At 73.7% G+C, this 12,714-nt stretch carries 13 protein-coding genes; 3 read left to right on the top strand and 10 right to left on the bottom strand.

Going from position 1 to position 12,714, the window contains the following annotated elements; genetic code table 11:
• Nucleotides 1-98: 98 nt before the first annotated feature.
• From htpX to ACIP9D_RS16725, 7 genes are all read right to left on the bottom strand, one after another.
• A complete protein-coding gene (gene htpX, locus ACIP9D_RS16695; RefSeq protein ID WP_350875496.1) occupies nt 99-974 on the bottom strand; it encodes a zinc metalloprotease HtpX in 876 nt (291 codons plus the stop codon).
• Nucleotides 975-1,090: 116 nt separating this feature from the next.
• Nucleotides 1,091-2,575, bottom strand: coding sequence for a proton-conducting transporter membrane subunit (locus ACIP9D_RS16700; protein ID WP_350875498.1), 1,485 nt, complete (start codon nt 2,573-2,575; stop codon nt 1,091-1,093).
• Nucleotides 2,572-4,080: an NADH-quinone oxidoreductase subunit M gene (locus tag ACIP9D_RS16705; RefSeq protein WP_350875500.1), complete on the bottom strand. Its 1,509-nt coding sequence runs from the start codon at nt 4,078-4,080 to the stop codon at nt 2,572-2,574. Before ACIP9D_RS16705 ends, ACIP9D_RS16700 begins: the two co-directional genes overlap by 4 nt.
• Entirely contained in the window at nt 4,077-6,053 is a 1,977-nt protein-coding gene (locus tag ACIP9D_RS16710) for an NADH-quinone oxidoreductase subunit L (RefSeq protein ID WP_350875502.1), read from the bottom strand. Before ACIP9D_RS16710 ends, ACIP9D_RS16705 begins: the two co-directional genes overlap by 4 nt.
• Nucleotides 6,050-6,460: an NADH-quinone oxidoreductase subunit NuoK gene (gene nuoK / locus ACIP9D_RS16715; RefSeq protein WP_350875504.1), complete on the bottom strand. Its 411-nt coding sequence runs from the start codon at nt 6,458-6,460 to the stop codon at nt 6,050-6,052. The genes ACIP9D_RS16710 and nuoK overlap by 4 nt, the downstream gene beginning before the upstream one ends.
• Nucleotides 6,457-6,960: an NADH-quinone oxidoreductase subunit J gene (locus tag ACIP9D_RS16720; RefSeq protein WP_350875506.1), complete on the bottom strand. Its 504-nt coding sequence runs from the start codon at nt 6,958-6,960 to the stop codon at nt 6,457-6,459. Before ACIP9D_RS16720 ends, nuoK begins: the two co-directional genes overlap by 4 nt.
• Entirely contained in the window at nt 6,957-7,586 is a 630-nt protein-coding gene (locus ACIP9D_RS16725) for an NADH-quinone oxidoreductase subunit I (RefSeq protein ID WP_350875813.1), read from the bottom strand. Before ACIP9D_RS16725 ends, ACIP9D_RS16720 begins: the two co-directional genes overlap by 4 nt.
• A gap of 95 nt (nt 7,587-7,681) precedes the next feature.
• Between ACIP9D_RS16725 and ACIP9D_RS16730 the strand changes: the two genes are divergently transcribed.
• Entirely contained in the window at nt 7,682-8,257 is a 576-nt protein-coding gene (locus ACIP9D_RS16730; RefSeq protein ID WP_350875507.1) for a Uma2 family endonuclease, read from the top strand.
• Here the strand turns inward: ACIP9D_RS16730 and ACIP9D_RS16735 are convergent.
• Nucleotides 8,238-8,669: an ester cyclase gene (locus ACIP9D_RS16735; RefSeq protein WP_350875509.1), complete on the bottom strand. Its 432-nt coding sequence runs from the start codon at nt 8,667-8,669 to the stop codon at nt 8,238-8,240. The genes ACIP9D_RS16730 and ACIP9D_RS16735 overlap by 20 nt on opposite strands.
• 86 nt (nt 8,670-8,755) lie before the next feature.
• On the opposite strand from ACIP9D_RS16735, the gene ACIP9D_RS16740 reads away from it, so the two are divergent.
• On the top strand, nt 8,756-9,781 hold the full coding sequence (locus tag ACIP9D_RS16740) for a glutathione S-transferase C-terminal domain-containing protein (protein ID WP_350875511.1): 1,026 nt from the start codon (nt 8,756-8,758) through the stop codon (nt 9,779-9,781).
• A 30-nt stretch (nt 9,782-9,811) separates the two neighbouring features.
• Here ACIP9D_RS16740 and ACIP9D_RS16745 read toward each other — a convergent pair whose 3' ends face one another.
• Together ACIP9D_RS16745 and ACIP9D_RS16750 are read right to left on the bottom strand one after the other, a co-directional pair.
• Nucleotides 9,812-10,774 (bottom strand): complex I subunit 1 family protein, encoded by a 963-nt coding sequence (locus ACIP9D_RS16745; RefSeq protein WP_350875513.1) that lies wholly within the window; start codon nt 10,772-10,774, stop codon nt 9,812-9,814.
• Nucleotides 10,774-11,517 carry an NADH-quinone oxidoreductase subunit C gene (locus tag ACIP9D_RS16750; protein WP_350875515.1) on the bottom strand — a complete coding sequence of 248 codons (744 nt, stop codon included), beginning with the start codon at nt 11,515-11,517 and terminating at the stop codon, nt 10,774-10,776. Before ACIP9D_RS16750 ends, ACIP9D_RS16745 begins: the two co-directional genes overlap by 1 nt.
• Nucleotides 11,518-11,656: 139 nt before the next feature.
• Between ACIP9D_RS16750 and ACIP9D_RS16755 the strand changes: the two genes are divergently transcribed.
• Nucleotides 11,657-12,703, top strand: coding sequence for a glucose 1-dehydrogenase (locus tag ACIP9D_RS16755; protein ID WP_350875516.1), 1,047 nt, complete (start codon nt 11,657-11,659; stop codon nt 12,701-12,703).
• Nucleotides 12,704-12,714: the final 11 nt, after the last annotated feature.

The following is a 12,714-nucleotide window of genomic DNA, read 5'->3' on the forward strand; positions in this document are numbered from 1 at the left end:
CCGTGGGTCGTACGGATGAAGCGGTTATCGGCCCCGACACAGTGCTCCGCCCGCACCCGGCGGACCGGATGCGGGCGGAGTGGGTGGGTTCTGTCGGGTCAGCGCTGGTACTGCACCGGGCTGACGGAGCCGGCCATCTGCTCCAGCCGAGCGACCCGGTCCTCCATCTTCGGGTGGGTGGAGAAGAGCGCCGCCACGCCGCCGCCCCGGAACGGGTTGGCGATCATCAGGTGCGCGGTGCTGGTGAGCTGACCCTGGGCCGGCAGGGGCCGGCGGCGGGCCACCGCGTCGATCTTGCGCAGCGCGCTGGCCAGCGCGAGCGGGTCGCGGGTCAGCTGGGCGCCGGAGGCGTCCGCCTGGAACTCGCGGCTCCGGCTGATCGCCAGCTGGATCACCGTGGCCGCGATCGGGCCCAGGATGATGGTCAGCAGCAGCACGGCCGGGTTCGGCGCGTCCTCGTCGTCCCCGCCGCCGAGCGGGATGAAGAAGGCGAGGTTGGCCAGCATGGTGATGATGCCGGCCAGGCCGGCCGCCACGCTGGAGATGAGGATGTCCCGGTTGTAGACGTGGGACAGCTCGTGCCCGATCACCCCGCGCAGCTCGCGGTAGTCGAGGATCTCGGTGATGCCCTGGGTGACGCAGACCGCCGCGTGCTGCGGGTTGCGGCCCGTGGCGAACGCGTTGGGCTGTGCGGTCGGGCTGACGTAGAGCCGCGGCATCGGCTGCCGGGCCTCCGTCGCCAACTCACGCACCATCCGGTACAGCTCGGGGAATTGCGCCTCGGTGACCGGTTGCGCCCGCATCGACCGCAGGGCGAGCTTGTCGGAGAAGAAGTAGCTGAATCCGTTCATCAGCAGGGAGATGACAACTGCGATGACCAGTCCGCCACTGCCGCCGAACCAGTAGCCCACCGCCAGGATCAGCGCGGTGAGCAGGCCGAGCAGCGCGGTGGTCTTGAGACGGTTGTGGTGCACGATCACTCCTTCGGTGCACGGATCGCCGGGACCCGTCGACCGGTACAACACACCGGTACCCGCCAACCATCCGTCGTATGGCTGAGAGATCGCTGGGAGCGTGCCCGATTGGCCGCTCAGCGGGCGGCGAGATCCAATACGAGCTGCGGAGCGAACCCGACCACCACTGCGGCCACAGTCGCCACGGCCAGCACGGCGGCCACCACCCGGGCGGGCGACGCCGCGACGGAGGTCACACCCGCCGACGCCGGGGGCGCGTAGAGGCGGGCGGCCAGCCGCAGGTAGTAGGCGAGGCCGACGACCGCGTTCACCGCCACCACCAGCGCGAGCCAGCCGGCCCCGCCGTCCAGCAGCGAGCGCACCACCGTCACCTTGGCGAAGAGGCCGGCCAGGCCGGGCGGCAACCCGGCCAGCCCGATCAGCGCCAGCGCCAGGCCGGCGCCGAGCCACGGGTGGCGGCGGGCCGCGCCACGCAGGTCGTCGAGGGTGCCGCCGTCGGCGTCCGCCGGGCGCAGAGCGGTCACCCCGGCGAACGCGGCGAGCTCCAGCAACACGAAGAAGACGGCGTACGCGACCGCGGCCGCGTACGCGCCGGCCCGCGCCTCGTCGGTGCGACCTGCGGCCAGCGCCAGCGCGCCCAGCGGGGCCAGGATGTAGCCGGCCTGGGCCACCGAGGACCAGGCGAGCAGCCGGACCGTGCGCCGCTGGCGCAGCGCCACCAGGTTGCCGACCGTCATCGTGAGCACCGCGAGCAGGGCGAGCACCGGGCCGGTCCGGTCGGCCGGCAGTGCCGTCCCGACCACCGCGAGCAGCGCCACCACGCCGCCCAGCTTCGACGCCGTCGACAGGTACGCGGCCACCGGCAGCGGCGCGCCGTCGTAGGTGGCCGGCGCCCAGGCGTGGAACGGCACGGCGGCGACCTTGAACGCCAACCCCAGCACCAGCAGCGCCACCGCCGCCGTGGTCAGCGGCAGGTCGAGCAGGTCCGGCCGCTCATCCAGCGCCGCGCCGAGCCGGCCCAGGTGCAGCCCGCCGGTGACCGCGTAGAGCAGCGCCGCGCCGAGCAGACTCAGCGCGGTGGCCACCACGCTGACGACGAAGAAGGTGACCGCCGCCTCGGCGCTGGCCACACTGCCCCGGCGCAGCCCGACCAGCACGTAGAGCGGCAGGGTCAACGTCTCCAACGCCACGATCAGGGTGATCAGGTCACCGGCCGCGCCGAGCACCACGCCGCCGGTCATCGAGCAGGCGAGCAGGAAGGCGTACTCCCCCACCGGCGCCCGGCCGGCCCGCAGGTGCCCGGCGGAGAGCCCGAGCACCCCCAGGGTGAGCAGCGCGAAGACCGCGCCGACCAGGGCCGCCCGGCCACCGAAGACGAAGGAGCAGTCACCGCCGACGCAGAACGTCCGCCGCTCCCCTCCGGCGCCGACCAGCGCCGCGCCGAGCGCGGTGGCGAGCGCGCCCGCGGCGGCCACCGCCAGCGTGGCCCGCGGCCGGGCCAGCATGAGGTCGGTGACGAGCACCAGCACGGCGGTGCCGGCGGCCAGGTAGGCCGGCAGCAGCGCCACGTTGTCCACGCTCTGCACCACGCTCTGGCTCACGGAAGCACCACCTTCACCAGGGCGTCGACCGGGGCCTCGGCGACCCCGAGCACCAGGGCCGGGGCCAGGCCGATGGCCAGCGCGAGCAGCACCAGCGGTACCCAGGCGGTCAGCTCCGCACCGGCCAGGCCGGGGGTGAGCCGGCCGACCGCCGGGCTCGGCCGGCCGTGGGTGACCTGGCGCAGCAGGCGCAGGAAGTACGCGGCGGTGAGCGCTCCGCCCACCGCGGCCAGGACGCCGAGGGTGGTCCAGAGCGCGCCGCCCACCTCGATCGCGGCGATCACCGCGAACGCCTCGCCCCAGAAACCGGCCAGGCCGGGCAGGCCCAGCGAGGCGATCGCGGCGAACCCGAGCAACCCGGCGAGCCGGGGGGCGGTCTCCCGCAGCCCGGAGAGGTCGGCGAGCGCGCCGGAATGGGTACGGTCCTTCACCGCCCCGGCCAGGAAGAAGAGCAGACCGGTGATCACCCCGTGCGCCACGTTGCCGATCAGCGCCGCCTGGATGCCGGTGGTGGTGAGGGTGGCGACGCCGAGCAGCACGAAGCCCATGTGCCCCACGCTGGAGTACGCGATCAGCCGCTTCAACTCGTCCTGGGCCAGGCAGACCAGCGAACCGATCAGGATCGCCGCCACGGCGAGCACGCCGAGCACCGGCGCGGCCCAGCGGGCGCCCTCCGGGGCCACCCCGACCGCCACCCGGATCAGCCCGTACGTGCCCATCTTGAGCAGCACCCCGGCGAGCACCACGCTGCCCACCGTGGGCGCCTGGGTGTGCGCGTCCGGCAGCCACGAGTGCAAGGGCCAGAGCGGACTCTTCACCGCGAAGGCCAACGCGAAGAGGGTGAACGCGGCGAGCTGGGTGCCTCGGGACAGCTCGGTGCCGCCGGTCAGCGCCACGATGTCGGCGGTGCCGGCGGCGGCGACCACCACGTAGACGCCGACCAGCAGCAGCACCGAGCCGAAGAGGGTGTAGAGCGCGAACTTGCGGGCGGCCCGCCGCCGGTCCTCGCCGCCCCAACCGGCGATCACCGCGTACATCGGCAGCAGGACGACCTCGAAGAAGAGGAAGAAGAGCACCAGATCCAGGGCGAGGAAGGTGCCCAGGATGCCGACCTCGACCACCAGCAGCAGCGCCACCAGCGCCCGGCCGCTGCCGCCGCCCGGCACCCGCCAGAGGCTGTAGCCGCAGCAGAGCAGGGTGAGCAGGGCGGTCAGCACCACCAGCGGATAGGAGATGCCGTCCACCCCGAGGTGGAAGCGCAGGTCCAGGCCGGGCACCCAGGGGAGGTCCAACTGGTGCCACGGGCGTACCGCCGGGGCGGTCGCGGACCAGGCGAACCAGCCCCGGTCGCCGACGGCCAGCGGGGCCGCCGCGAGCAGGGTGAGGCCGGCAGCCACCGTGCCGACCAGCCGAGCGGCCCGGTCGGCGGGCGTCGCGGCCACCGCGACCGCGCCGAGCGCCGGCACCGCCAGGACCGCGACCAGCAGGAACTCTCCGAAACTCATGACACGCCTCCGATCAGGGCGGCGGCCAGGCCGATCAGCAGCGCGCCGGCCAGCACGGCGGCGGCGGCCCGGGGCAGCGCCGCGCGGTGCAGCGCGGCCAGCCCGGCGCCGAGCCCGGAGGCGGCCCGTCCGCTCCCCTCGACCGCGCCGTCCACCACCACCTCGTCGCCGGCGCGCACCCAGCCGGCGAACGCCCGGGCGGGGCGTACCACCAGGGCGTGCTGGAGGTCGTCGAGCCGGAACGCGGCCGCGAAGACCGGCCGCAGCGGACCCAGCGCGGCCGCCGGGTCGGCGGCCCGGTCGCGCCGCCAGCGGGCCCAGGCCAGCCCGGCGCCGAGCACCAGCAGCGCCAGTGGCAGCAGCACGGCAGGAGTGAGATGGACCAGACCCTCCGCCGGGAGGAGATCCGACGGGCGCCCGGGGGTCGCCACCTCGGCCGGTTGCAGCCGGTCGGCGAACGGGCCGGCGAAACCGGCCAGGCCGAGCAGCGCGGCCGGCACCGCGAGCAGCAGCAGCGGCCAGCGCAGCGTGCCCGGCGGGTCGTGCGGGTGGACCAACGGCTCCCGGGTCTCGCCGAGGAAGGCGCGCAGCAGCAGTCGGGTGGCGTACCAGGCGGTGACCGCGACGCCGACCAGCCCGGCGAGCCAGACCAGCCAACCGAGCCAGGACGGGGTGGGGCCCTCGCCGTGCAGCGCGGCGGCCTGCGCCACCGCGACCACGCCGTCCTTGCTCCAGAAACCGGCGAGCGGTGGCAGCCCGGCCAGCGCGCCGAGGCCGACCACCGTGCACCAGAAGGTCAGCGGCATGCTGCGGCGCAGCCCGCCCATCTGGGACATCAGCGTGGTGCCGACCGCGTGGATCACCGCGCCGGCGGCGAGGAAGAGCAGCGCCTTGAACGCGGCGTGGGTGAGCAGGTGGAACAGCGCGGCCGCCGGGGAGCCGACGGCGAGCGCGCCGGTCATGTAGCCGATCTGGGAGACCGTCGACCAGGCGAGCACCCGTTTGATGTCGTCCTGCGCGGTGGCCGCGAACGCGCCGAGCAGCAGGGTGATCGAGCCGAGTACGCCGAGCACGGTCAGCGCGACGGGGGCCGCCACGAAGAGCGGGTAGAGGCGGGCGACGGCGTACACCCCGGCCGCGACCATGGTGGCGGCATGGATGAGGGCGCTGATCGGCGTCGGGCCGGCCATCGCGTCGGGCAGCCAGGTGTGCAGCGGGAACTGGGCGCTCTTGCCGGCCACCCCGGCGAGCAGCAGCAGACAGGCGGCGGTGAGGGCGCCCGGGGAGTAGTCGTGGGCCAGCACGTCGGCGATCCGGAAGCTGCCGGCGGAGACGCCGAGCAGCGCGATGCCGAGCAGGAAGCCGACGTCACCGACCCGGGTCACCAGGAACGCCTTCATCGCGGCGGCGGGCGCCTCCGGCAGCCTCCGGTCGTGCGCGATGAGCAGGTAGGAACAGAGGCCCATCACCTCCCACCCGACCAGCAGCATGATCAGGTCGCCGGCGACCACCACCAGCAGCATCGCGCCGGTGAAGAGGCTGATCTGGGCGGCGTAGGGCGGGTAGCGGTGGTCGACGTCCACGTCGTCGTGCGGGCCGCGCTTGAGGTAGCCGATCGAGTAGACCTGCACGGCGAGCGCGACCGCGGCGACCGCCACCGCGACGAGCGCCGCGGCACCGTCCAACCGCACCCCGAGGGTCACCGTCAACCCGCCGAGGTCGACCCAACCGGTGGCCGCCTCGACGGGCCCGTCCAGGGTGGCCAGCAGCGCGACCGCCAGAGCCAGCGCGCCGGCCGCGCCGGCCACCCCGAGGGTGATCGCCGCCCGCCGGGCTCGCTGCTCACCCCGCGCCGGGTCGCCACCGCCGTGAGCCGCCAGGCCGCGCGGCGACGGCGGCAGCAGCAGACCGAGCAACCCCGCCACCAGCGGTACGGCCGGCAGCAGCGCACCGAGCAGGGTGGTCGTGCTCACCGTTCCTCCCCTGCCTCGGCCGCCCCGGTGCCCGCGCCCCCGGCCGGCGGCGGCGCGCCGACGGCGGTGCGGACCGGAGTCGGCTCCTCGGCCGGGGTCGGCCCCTCGGCGAGCGGGATCTCGTCGACGGCGACGGTGGCCCGGAGCCGGTAGAGCTGGAGCACGATGGCCAGGCCCACGCCGACCTCGGCGGCGGCCAGCACGATCACGAAGAGCGCGAAGACCTGCCCGCTGTGCGGCAGCGCCGCCCGTACCGTGGCGTCGGCGGTGACCAGGATCAGGTTGACCGCGTTGAGCATCAGCTCGACGGCGATCAGCACCAGCACCGCGTTGCGGCGGCGCAGCACGCCGTAGACGCCGAGGCCGAAGAGGAGCGCCGCGGTGACGTACGGGATGACCGGCCTCACCGCGACCGCCCGATGTCCGGCCGGGAGAGCACCACCGCGCCGACCAGTGCGGCGAGCAGCAACACGGAGAGCACCTCGAAGGGCAGCACCCAGGTGCGGAAGAGTTGGCCGCCGAGCCGCTCGGCGGTGCCCGCCTCGGGCAGGTCCACCGCCGTCCAGCGGTAGGCGTCGACCAGCAGCGCGGCCAGGCCCAGCCCGGTGCCGCCGCCGGTCAGCGCGGCCGGCCAGCCGGGCCGGTCCAGATCGTCGGACGCACCGATCGGCGCCCGGGTGAGCATCACCGCGAAGAGCAGCAGCACCACCACCGCGCCGACGTAGATCAGCACCTGCACCCAGGCCACCAGCTCGGCGGTGAGGACCAGATAGTCGCCGGCCAGCGCACCGAGGCAGACGACCAGGTAGAGGCCGGCCCGGACCAGGTGTTTCGTGGTCACCACCAGCACACCCGAGCCGACCGCCACCGCGCCGAGGGCGAGCAGCAGCACGTCCGCACCGGTCATGGAGTCGCCTCGCCGGACGCGCCGGGCTCGGGGCGTACCGTCGGCGCGGCGGGCCGGGCGGCGGGGACGGCGGCCTTACGCGCGGCGCTGGTCTCCTCCTTGGCTGGCTCACCGTTCGGGTCGTGCGCCTGCGGCGGCGGCACGGTGGCCATCCACTGCCCCAGGTGGTCCTTGTCGTGCAGCAGGTCCTTGATGTCGTACTCGGCGTACTCGAACTCGGGTGACCAATAGAGCGCGTCGAACGGGCAGACCTCGATGCAGATGCCGCAGTACATGCAGAGCGAGAAGTCGATGTCGAACTTGTCGAGCACGTTGCGCTGACGAGGACGGGCGGCGCCGGGCACCGCCACCTCCTCCTTGTGCGAGTCGATGTAGATGCACCAGTCCGGACACTCGCGGGCGCAGAGCATGCACACCGTGCAGTTCTCCTCGAGCAACGCGATCACCCCACGGGAGCGGGGCGGCAGCTCGGGGGCGACGTCCGGGTACTGCTGGGTGGTGGAGCGCCGGGTCATCGTCTTCAGCGTGACCGCCAGCCCCTTGACCAGCCCCGCGCCGGGCAGGCCGCGGTCAGCGGCGCCGTCGTCCGGTGCGCTGTGTTCGCTGGGGTCGCTCATGTCGACCATCCTGCCCTGTACCCCCGGCGCGCGCGACCACCACCCGTCGGTCAACGGCGGTACCGTGGGCCTGGGGAGAACGACGCACCTGGAAGGACCCGCCCATGACCGCCGCGCTGCAGAGCGACTACCCGCCCGAGGGCGGGTGGACGACAGACGATCTGGATGCGCTGCCGGAGGACGGCCGTCGCCGGGAACTGCTCGACGGAGTGCTGCTGATGTCCCCCTCCCCCACCCGCACGCACCAGACCATCGCGATGCGTCTTGGTGTCGCGCTCGAAGCGGAGTGTCCCGACGCGTACGACGTCACCCAGGGGGTCGAGGTACGGATCAACCGCACCCGCTCCTTCATTCCCGACGTGCTGGTGACCACTTCCGCCGCGGCGGCGCGCGAACCGTCGAGGTACGAGCCGCACGAGGTGGTCCTCGCCGTCGAGATCGTCTCTCCGAGCACCCGCTCGATCGACCGGGTGTTGAAGCCGGCGCTCTACGCCCAGGCCGGCATCCCGTTCTACTGGCGGATCGAGCCGGAGGATGGCGCGCTGGAGGTCGTCACGTACCGGATCGACGCGGTGAACGAGGTCTACACCGAGACCGGGCGGTGGACGAAGTTCGTCGACACCGGCGAGCCGTTCCCGATCAACCTGCCGATCAGTCGGATCACGCCCCGGGCCCGGTGACGCCCCCTGCTGGCGGGAGCATCTCGACCCCCAGCTGTTGCAGGAGCTGGAACAGCTCGTTGCAGCTCCACACGTCGACGATCAGGCCGGCGTCGTCGAACCGCAGGAAGGTCGCCCCGGAGTAGCTGACCACCTGCCCGGTCGGCGGTACCGGCCCGAACTGCCCGGTCTGGGTGCCGGCGGCCCGCCAGTGCACGGCCACCCGACCGCCGCCGGTGACCACGTCCACGATCTTGTAGCGCAGATCCGGGAAAGCCGCCCGACGCTCCCGGTGCCAGGCCAGGGTCGCCTCCGGTCCGGTCCCGCCGAGCCCCGGGCAGCCCGGGCCGACCAGCTCGTACGCGGTCTCCTCCCGGCCGGCGTTCCACACGTCGGCGATGAAGCGTCGGGCTGTCGCTTCCACATCGGTCATCCGGGCAGCGTAGTCACCGGCGGCCCGGCCGGACGGCCGGAGATCCGCCATGATGGGACGCAGAGGCGGACGAGCGAGGAGACGACGTGGGCGACGAGACGGGCGGGAAGTACGTCGAGCCGGGCGGGGAGTTCACCCGGGACCAGCGCTACATCGCGACCCGGATCACCGCCGACGGGCGGGACGGGTTTCCGGTGACGCCGGGCAGATACCGGTTGGCGGTCAGCCGCGCCTGCCCGTGGGCGAACCGGTTGATCATCGTGCGCCGGTTGCTCGGCCTGGAGGACGCGCTCTCCATGGCGGTCGCCGGCCCCACCCACGACGCCCGGAGCTGGACGTTCGACCTCGACCCGGGCGGCCGGGATCCGGTGCTCGACATCGAGCGGCTGGCCGAGGCCTACTTCGCCCGGTTCCCCGGCTACGACCGGGGCATCACCGTGCCGGCGATCGTGGACGTGCCGACCGGGCAGGTGGTGACCAACGACTACGCGCAGATGAGCCTGGACCTCAGCACCGAGTGGACCGCCTACCACCGCGACGGCGCGCCGGAGCTCTACCCGGAGCGGCTGCGCGACGAGGTCGACGAGGTCAACGCGGTGGTGTTCCGGGACGTCAACAACGGCGTCTACCGGTGCGGGTTCGCCGGCAGCCAGGAGGCGTACGAGTCGGCGTACCGTCGGCTCTTCGAGCGGCTGGACTGGTTGACCGAGCGGCTGCAGGGCCAGCGGTATCTGCTCGGCGACAGCATCACCGAGGCCGACGTGCGGCTCTTCACCACGCTGGTCCGCTTCGACCCCGTCTACCACGGGCACTTCAAGTGCAACCGCAGCAAGCTCACCGAGATGCCGGTGCTCTGGGCGTACGCCCGGGACCTGTTCCAGACGCCCGGCTTCGGGGACACCATCGACTTCGACCACATCAAGCGGCACTACTACGAGGTGCACCGGGACATCAACCCGACGGGCGTCGTCCCGCTCGGGCCGGACCTGTCGAACTGGCTCACCGCGCACGGCCGGGAGTCGCTCGGCGGCCGCCCCTTCGGCGACGGCACCCCGCCTCCGCCGCCACCCACCTCCGAGCGGGTGGACCCAGCCCACACGCCCCTGCGCTGATCCGGGCGCAGGCCGCGCCGGGCGGGTGGGTCAGAGGGCCAGGCGGACGGCGGTGGTCAGGACCAGCTGGGCCAGCGAGGCGGGGACCAGGACCAGCCAGCAGAGGCGCTGAAGCTGGTCCTCGCGCAGTCGCGGGTACGACACCCGGAGCCAGATGATCAGGAATGCGACGGCGAAGACCTTGAGCAGGGTCCAGAGCCAGCCGAGCTGGGCGTCGGCGAACGGGCCCTGCCAGCCACCGAGGAAGAGCACGGTGGTGAGCGCGGCGATGACCACGATGCCGACGTACTCGGCGAGCAGGAAGAACGCGAAGCGCAGTCCGGTGTACTCGGTCATGTAGCCGAAGACCAGCTCGGAGTCGGCCACCGGCATGTCGAACGGTGGTCGGCGGATCTCGGCCAGCCCGGCGACGAAGAAGACGATCATGGCTGGCGCCTGCCAGAGCAGCCACCAGGGCCGCCACGCCTCGACGATGCCGGAGAGGCTGAGCGTGCCCGCGGCCATGGCCACCGAGGCGGCGGCCAGCACCAGCGGCAGCTCGTAGCCGAGCAGCTGGGCGGCGCCGCGGAGCCCGCCGAGCAGGCTGTACTTGTTGGCCGAGGCCCAGGCCGACATCAGCACGGCCAGCACCCCGACGCCGACCACCGCGAGCACGAAGAAGAGCCCGATGTCGAGCGGCTGGCCGACCAGGTCGTCCGGGCCGAGCGGAATGACCAGCAGCACGAGCAGGTACGGCAGCAGGGCGATCGCCGGGGCCAGCCGGAAGACCGCCCGATCCGCCTCGCGCGGGGTCACGTCCTCCTTCTGCACGAACTTGACCCCGTCGGCGATCAGCTGCGCCCAGCCGTGGAAACCGCCCGCGTACATCGGGCCGAGCCGGCCCTGCATGTGCGCCATCACCTTGTGCTCGGCCTGCCCGACCAGCAGCGGCAGGGTGAGGAAGGCGACCAGCACGCCGCCCACCCGGATCACCAGCTCCAGCCAGAGCGGCATCAGGCCGTACCTCCCTCGTCGGCGGGCCGCTCGACGTCGCCCGCCGCCGGCTGGCCGGGGCGCGCCGGACGGGCGCCCGGGGCCGGCCGGGCCGGCCGCTCCCGCGCCGGGCGGGCCGGGGTACCGCCGCGCGGTCCCTCCCCCACGTTGCCGGCACCCGCCGGGGTGGCTGTCGTGCCCCAATCGCCCGGCGCGGGCACGCCCGGCGGGCGGATCGGCCGCCGGCCGCCGCCGGCCTCCGACTCGCCCGGTTCCTTGGCGCCCGGCCAGGGCTTGGCCACCCGGGAGGCGAGTACGAACTCCTTGCGCAACGGGTGGCCCTCGAACTCCGGCGGCAGCAGCAGCGGGAGCAGCCCGTCGTGGCCGGCGAAGTCGATGCCGAACATCTCGTGTGTCTCCCGCTCGTGCCAGGCGGCGCCCGGGTAGACGTCGACCACCGAGGCCACGGCGGGCGCCTCCCGCGCCACCCGGGCCCGCAGCAGGACGCCGTGCCGGTGCCGGGTCGACCAGAGATGCGCCACCACGTCGAACCCGTCGGCCAGCTCGTCGACCGCGGAGAGCCAGTCGAAGTAGTCGCAGGCCAGCTCCGCGTCGTCGCGGGCGGTCCGCAGCGCCTCCCGCCAACTCGCCGCCGGCACGTCGACGGTGGCCCGGGCATGCCGTTGGCCGCCGGAGACCGACGGGGTGGCCTCGGCCGGCGCGAGCAGCGTCGCCATCCGGCGGCCGACCTCTTCCGGAGTCATGCCGCTGATCCTAGGGCGTGTCTCCCGGATCCCGTCGAGCCGAGACGAGGCCCGGACGACGCCCGGCTGTGTCGGCCCGCCCGTGGGCCATCTGCCGCTTTGCCGGCGGAAGCCGGGCCGGCAGGCCAAGATGAGACACGTGCGCGCCGTGACTGTGACCCCCGGGGTCGCCGACTCCCTGGAACTGGCCGACGACCATCCGGAGCCGGCGGCCGAGGAGGGCGGGGTCCTGGTCCAGGCCCTGGCCGTCGGGGTCTGCGGGACCGACCACGAGATCGTGGCGGGCGAGTACGGCGAGGCGCCGCCCGGCAGGTCGCGCCTGGTGATCGGGCACGAGTCGCTGGGCCGGGTGATGGAGGACCCGACCGGCAGCCTGCAACCGGGCGACCTGGTGGCCGGCATCGTGCGCTACCCCGACCCGGTGCCCTGCCCGAACTGTGCGGTCGGCGAGTGGGACATGTGCCGCAACGGTCAGTACACCGAGCACGGCATCAAGGCGCTGGACGGCTTCGCCCGGGACCGCTGGCGGGTGCCGCCCCGCTTCGCGGTACGGCTGGACCCGGCCCTCGCGCAGGTCGGGATGCTGCTCGAACCGACCAGCGTGGTGGCGAAGGCGTGGGACCACATCGAACGGATCGGGCACCGCGCCGAGTGGCAGCCGCGCAGCGTGCTGGTGACCGGCGCGGGGCCGATCGGCCTGCTCGCCGCGCTGCTCGCCAGTCAGCGCGGGCTGTCCGTGCACGTGCTGGACCTGGCCACCAGCGGACCCAAGCCGGAGCTGGTGCACGCGCTGGGTGCGACCTACCACTCGGTGCCGGTCAACGACCTCGACTTCGAGCCGGACGTGGTGCTCGAGTGCACCGGGGCGCCGAAGGTGGTGCTCGACGTGATGTGCAAGGCCGCGCCGACCGGCATCGTCTGCCTCACCGGCGTCTCCAGCGGCGGCCGGTCCATCGACTTCGACGCGGGCGCGCTCAACCGGACGCTGGTGCTGGAGAACAACGTGGTCTTCGGCTCGGTCAACGCCAACCGGCGGCACTGGGACCTGGCCGCCGAGGCGCTGGCCCGGGCCGACCAGTACTGGCTCAGCTCACTGATCAGCCGCCGGGTGCCGGCTTCGCGGTTCCGCGACGCGTACAGCCCCGCGCCCGACGACATCAAGGTGGTGCTGGACTTCGCCGCCTGACCCGCCAGCCG

Origin of the sequence: Micromonospora sp. NPDC093243, from assembly GCF_044753725.1 — a bacterium.
Taxonomy (GTDB): domain Bacteria; phylum Actinomycetota; class Actinomycetes; order Mycobacteriales; family Micromonosporaceae; genus Micromonospora.

Bases quoted from the DNA above. Each gene is read 5' to 3' on its own strand.
- ACIP9D_RS16730 (WP_350875507.1), top strand. From the start codon at position 7,682: ATGACCGCCGCGCTGCAGAGCGACTACCCGCCCGAGGGCGGGTGGACG.
- ACIP9D_RS16725 (WP_350875813.1), bottom strand. From the start codon at position 7,586: ATGGTCGACATGAGCGACCCCAGCGAACACAGCGCACCGGACGACGGC.
- ACIP9D_RS16720 (WP_350875506.1), bottom strand. From the start codon at position 6,960: ATGACCGGTGCGGACGTGCTGCTGCTCGCCCTCGGCGCGGTGGCGGTC.
- ACIP9D_RS16745 (WP_350875513.1), bottom strand. From the start codon at position 10,774: ATGCCGCTCTGGCTGGAGCTGGTGATCCGGGTGGGCGGCGTGCTGGTC.
- ACIP9D_RS16750 (WP_350875515.1), bottom strand. From the start codon at position 11,517: ATGACTCCGGAAGAGGTCGGCCGCCGGATGGCGACGCTGCTCGCGCCG.
- ACIP9D_RS16735 (WP_350875509.1), bottom strand. From the start codon at position 8,669: ATGACCGATGTGGAAGCGACAGCCCGACGCTTCATCGCCGACGTGTGG.
- ACIP9D_RS16705 (WP_350875500.1), bottom strand. From the start codon at position 4,080: ATGAGTTTCGGAGAGTTCCTGCTGGTCGCGGTCCTGGCGGTGCCGGCG.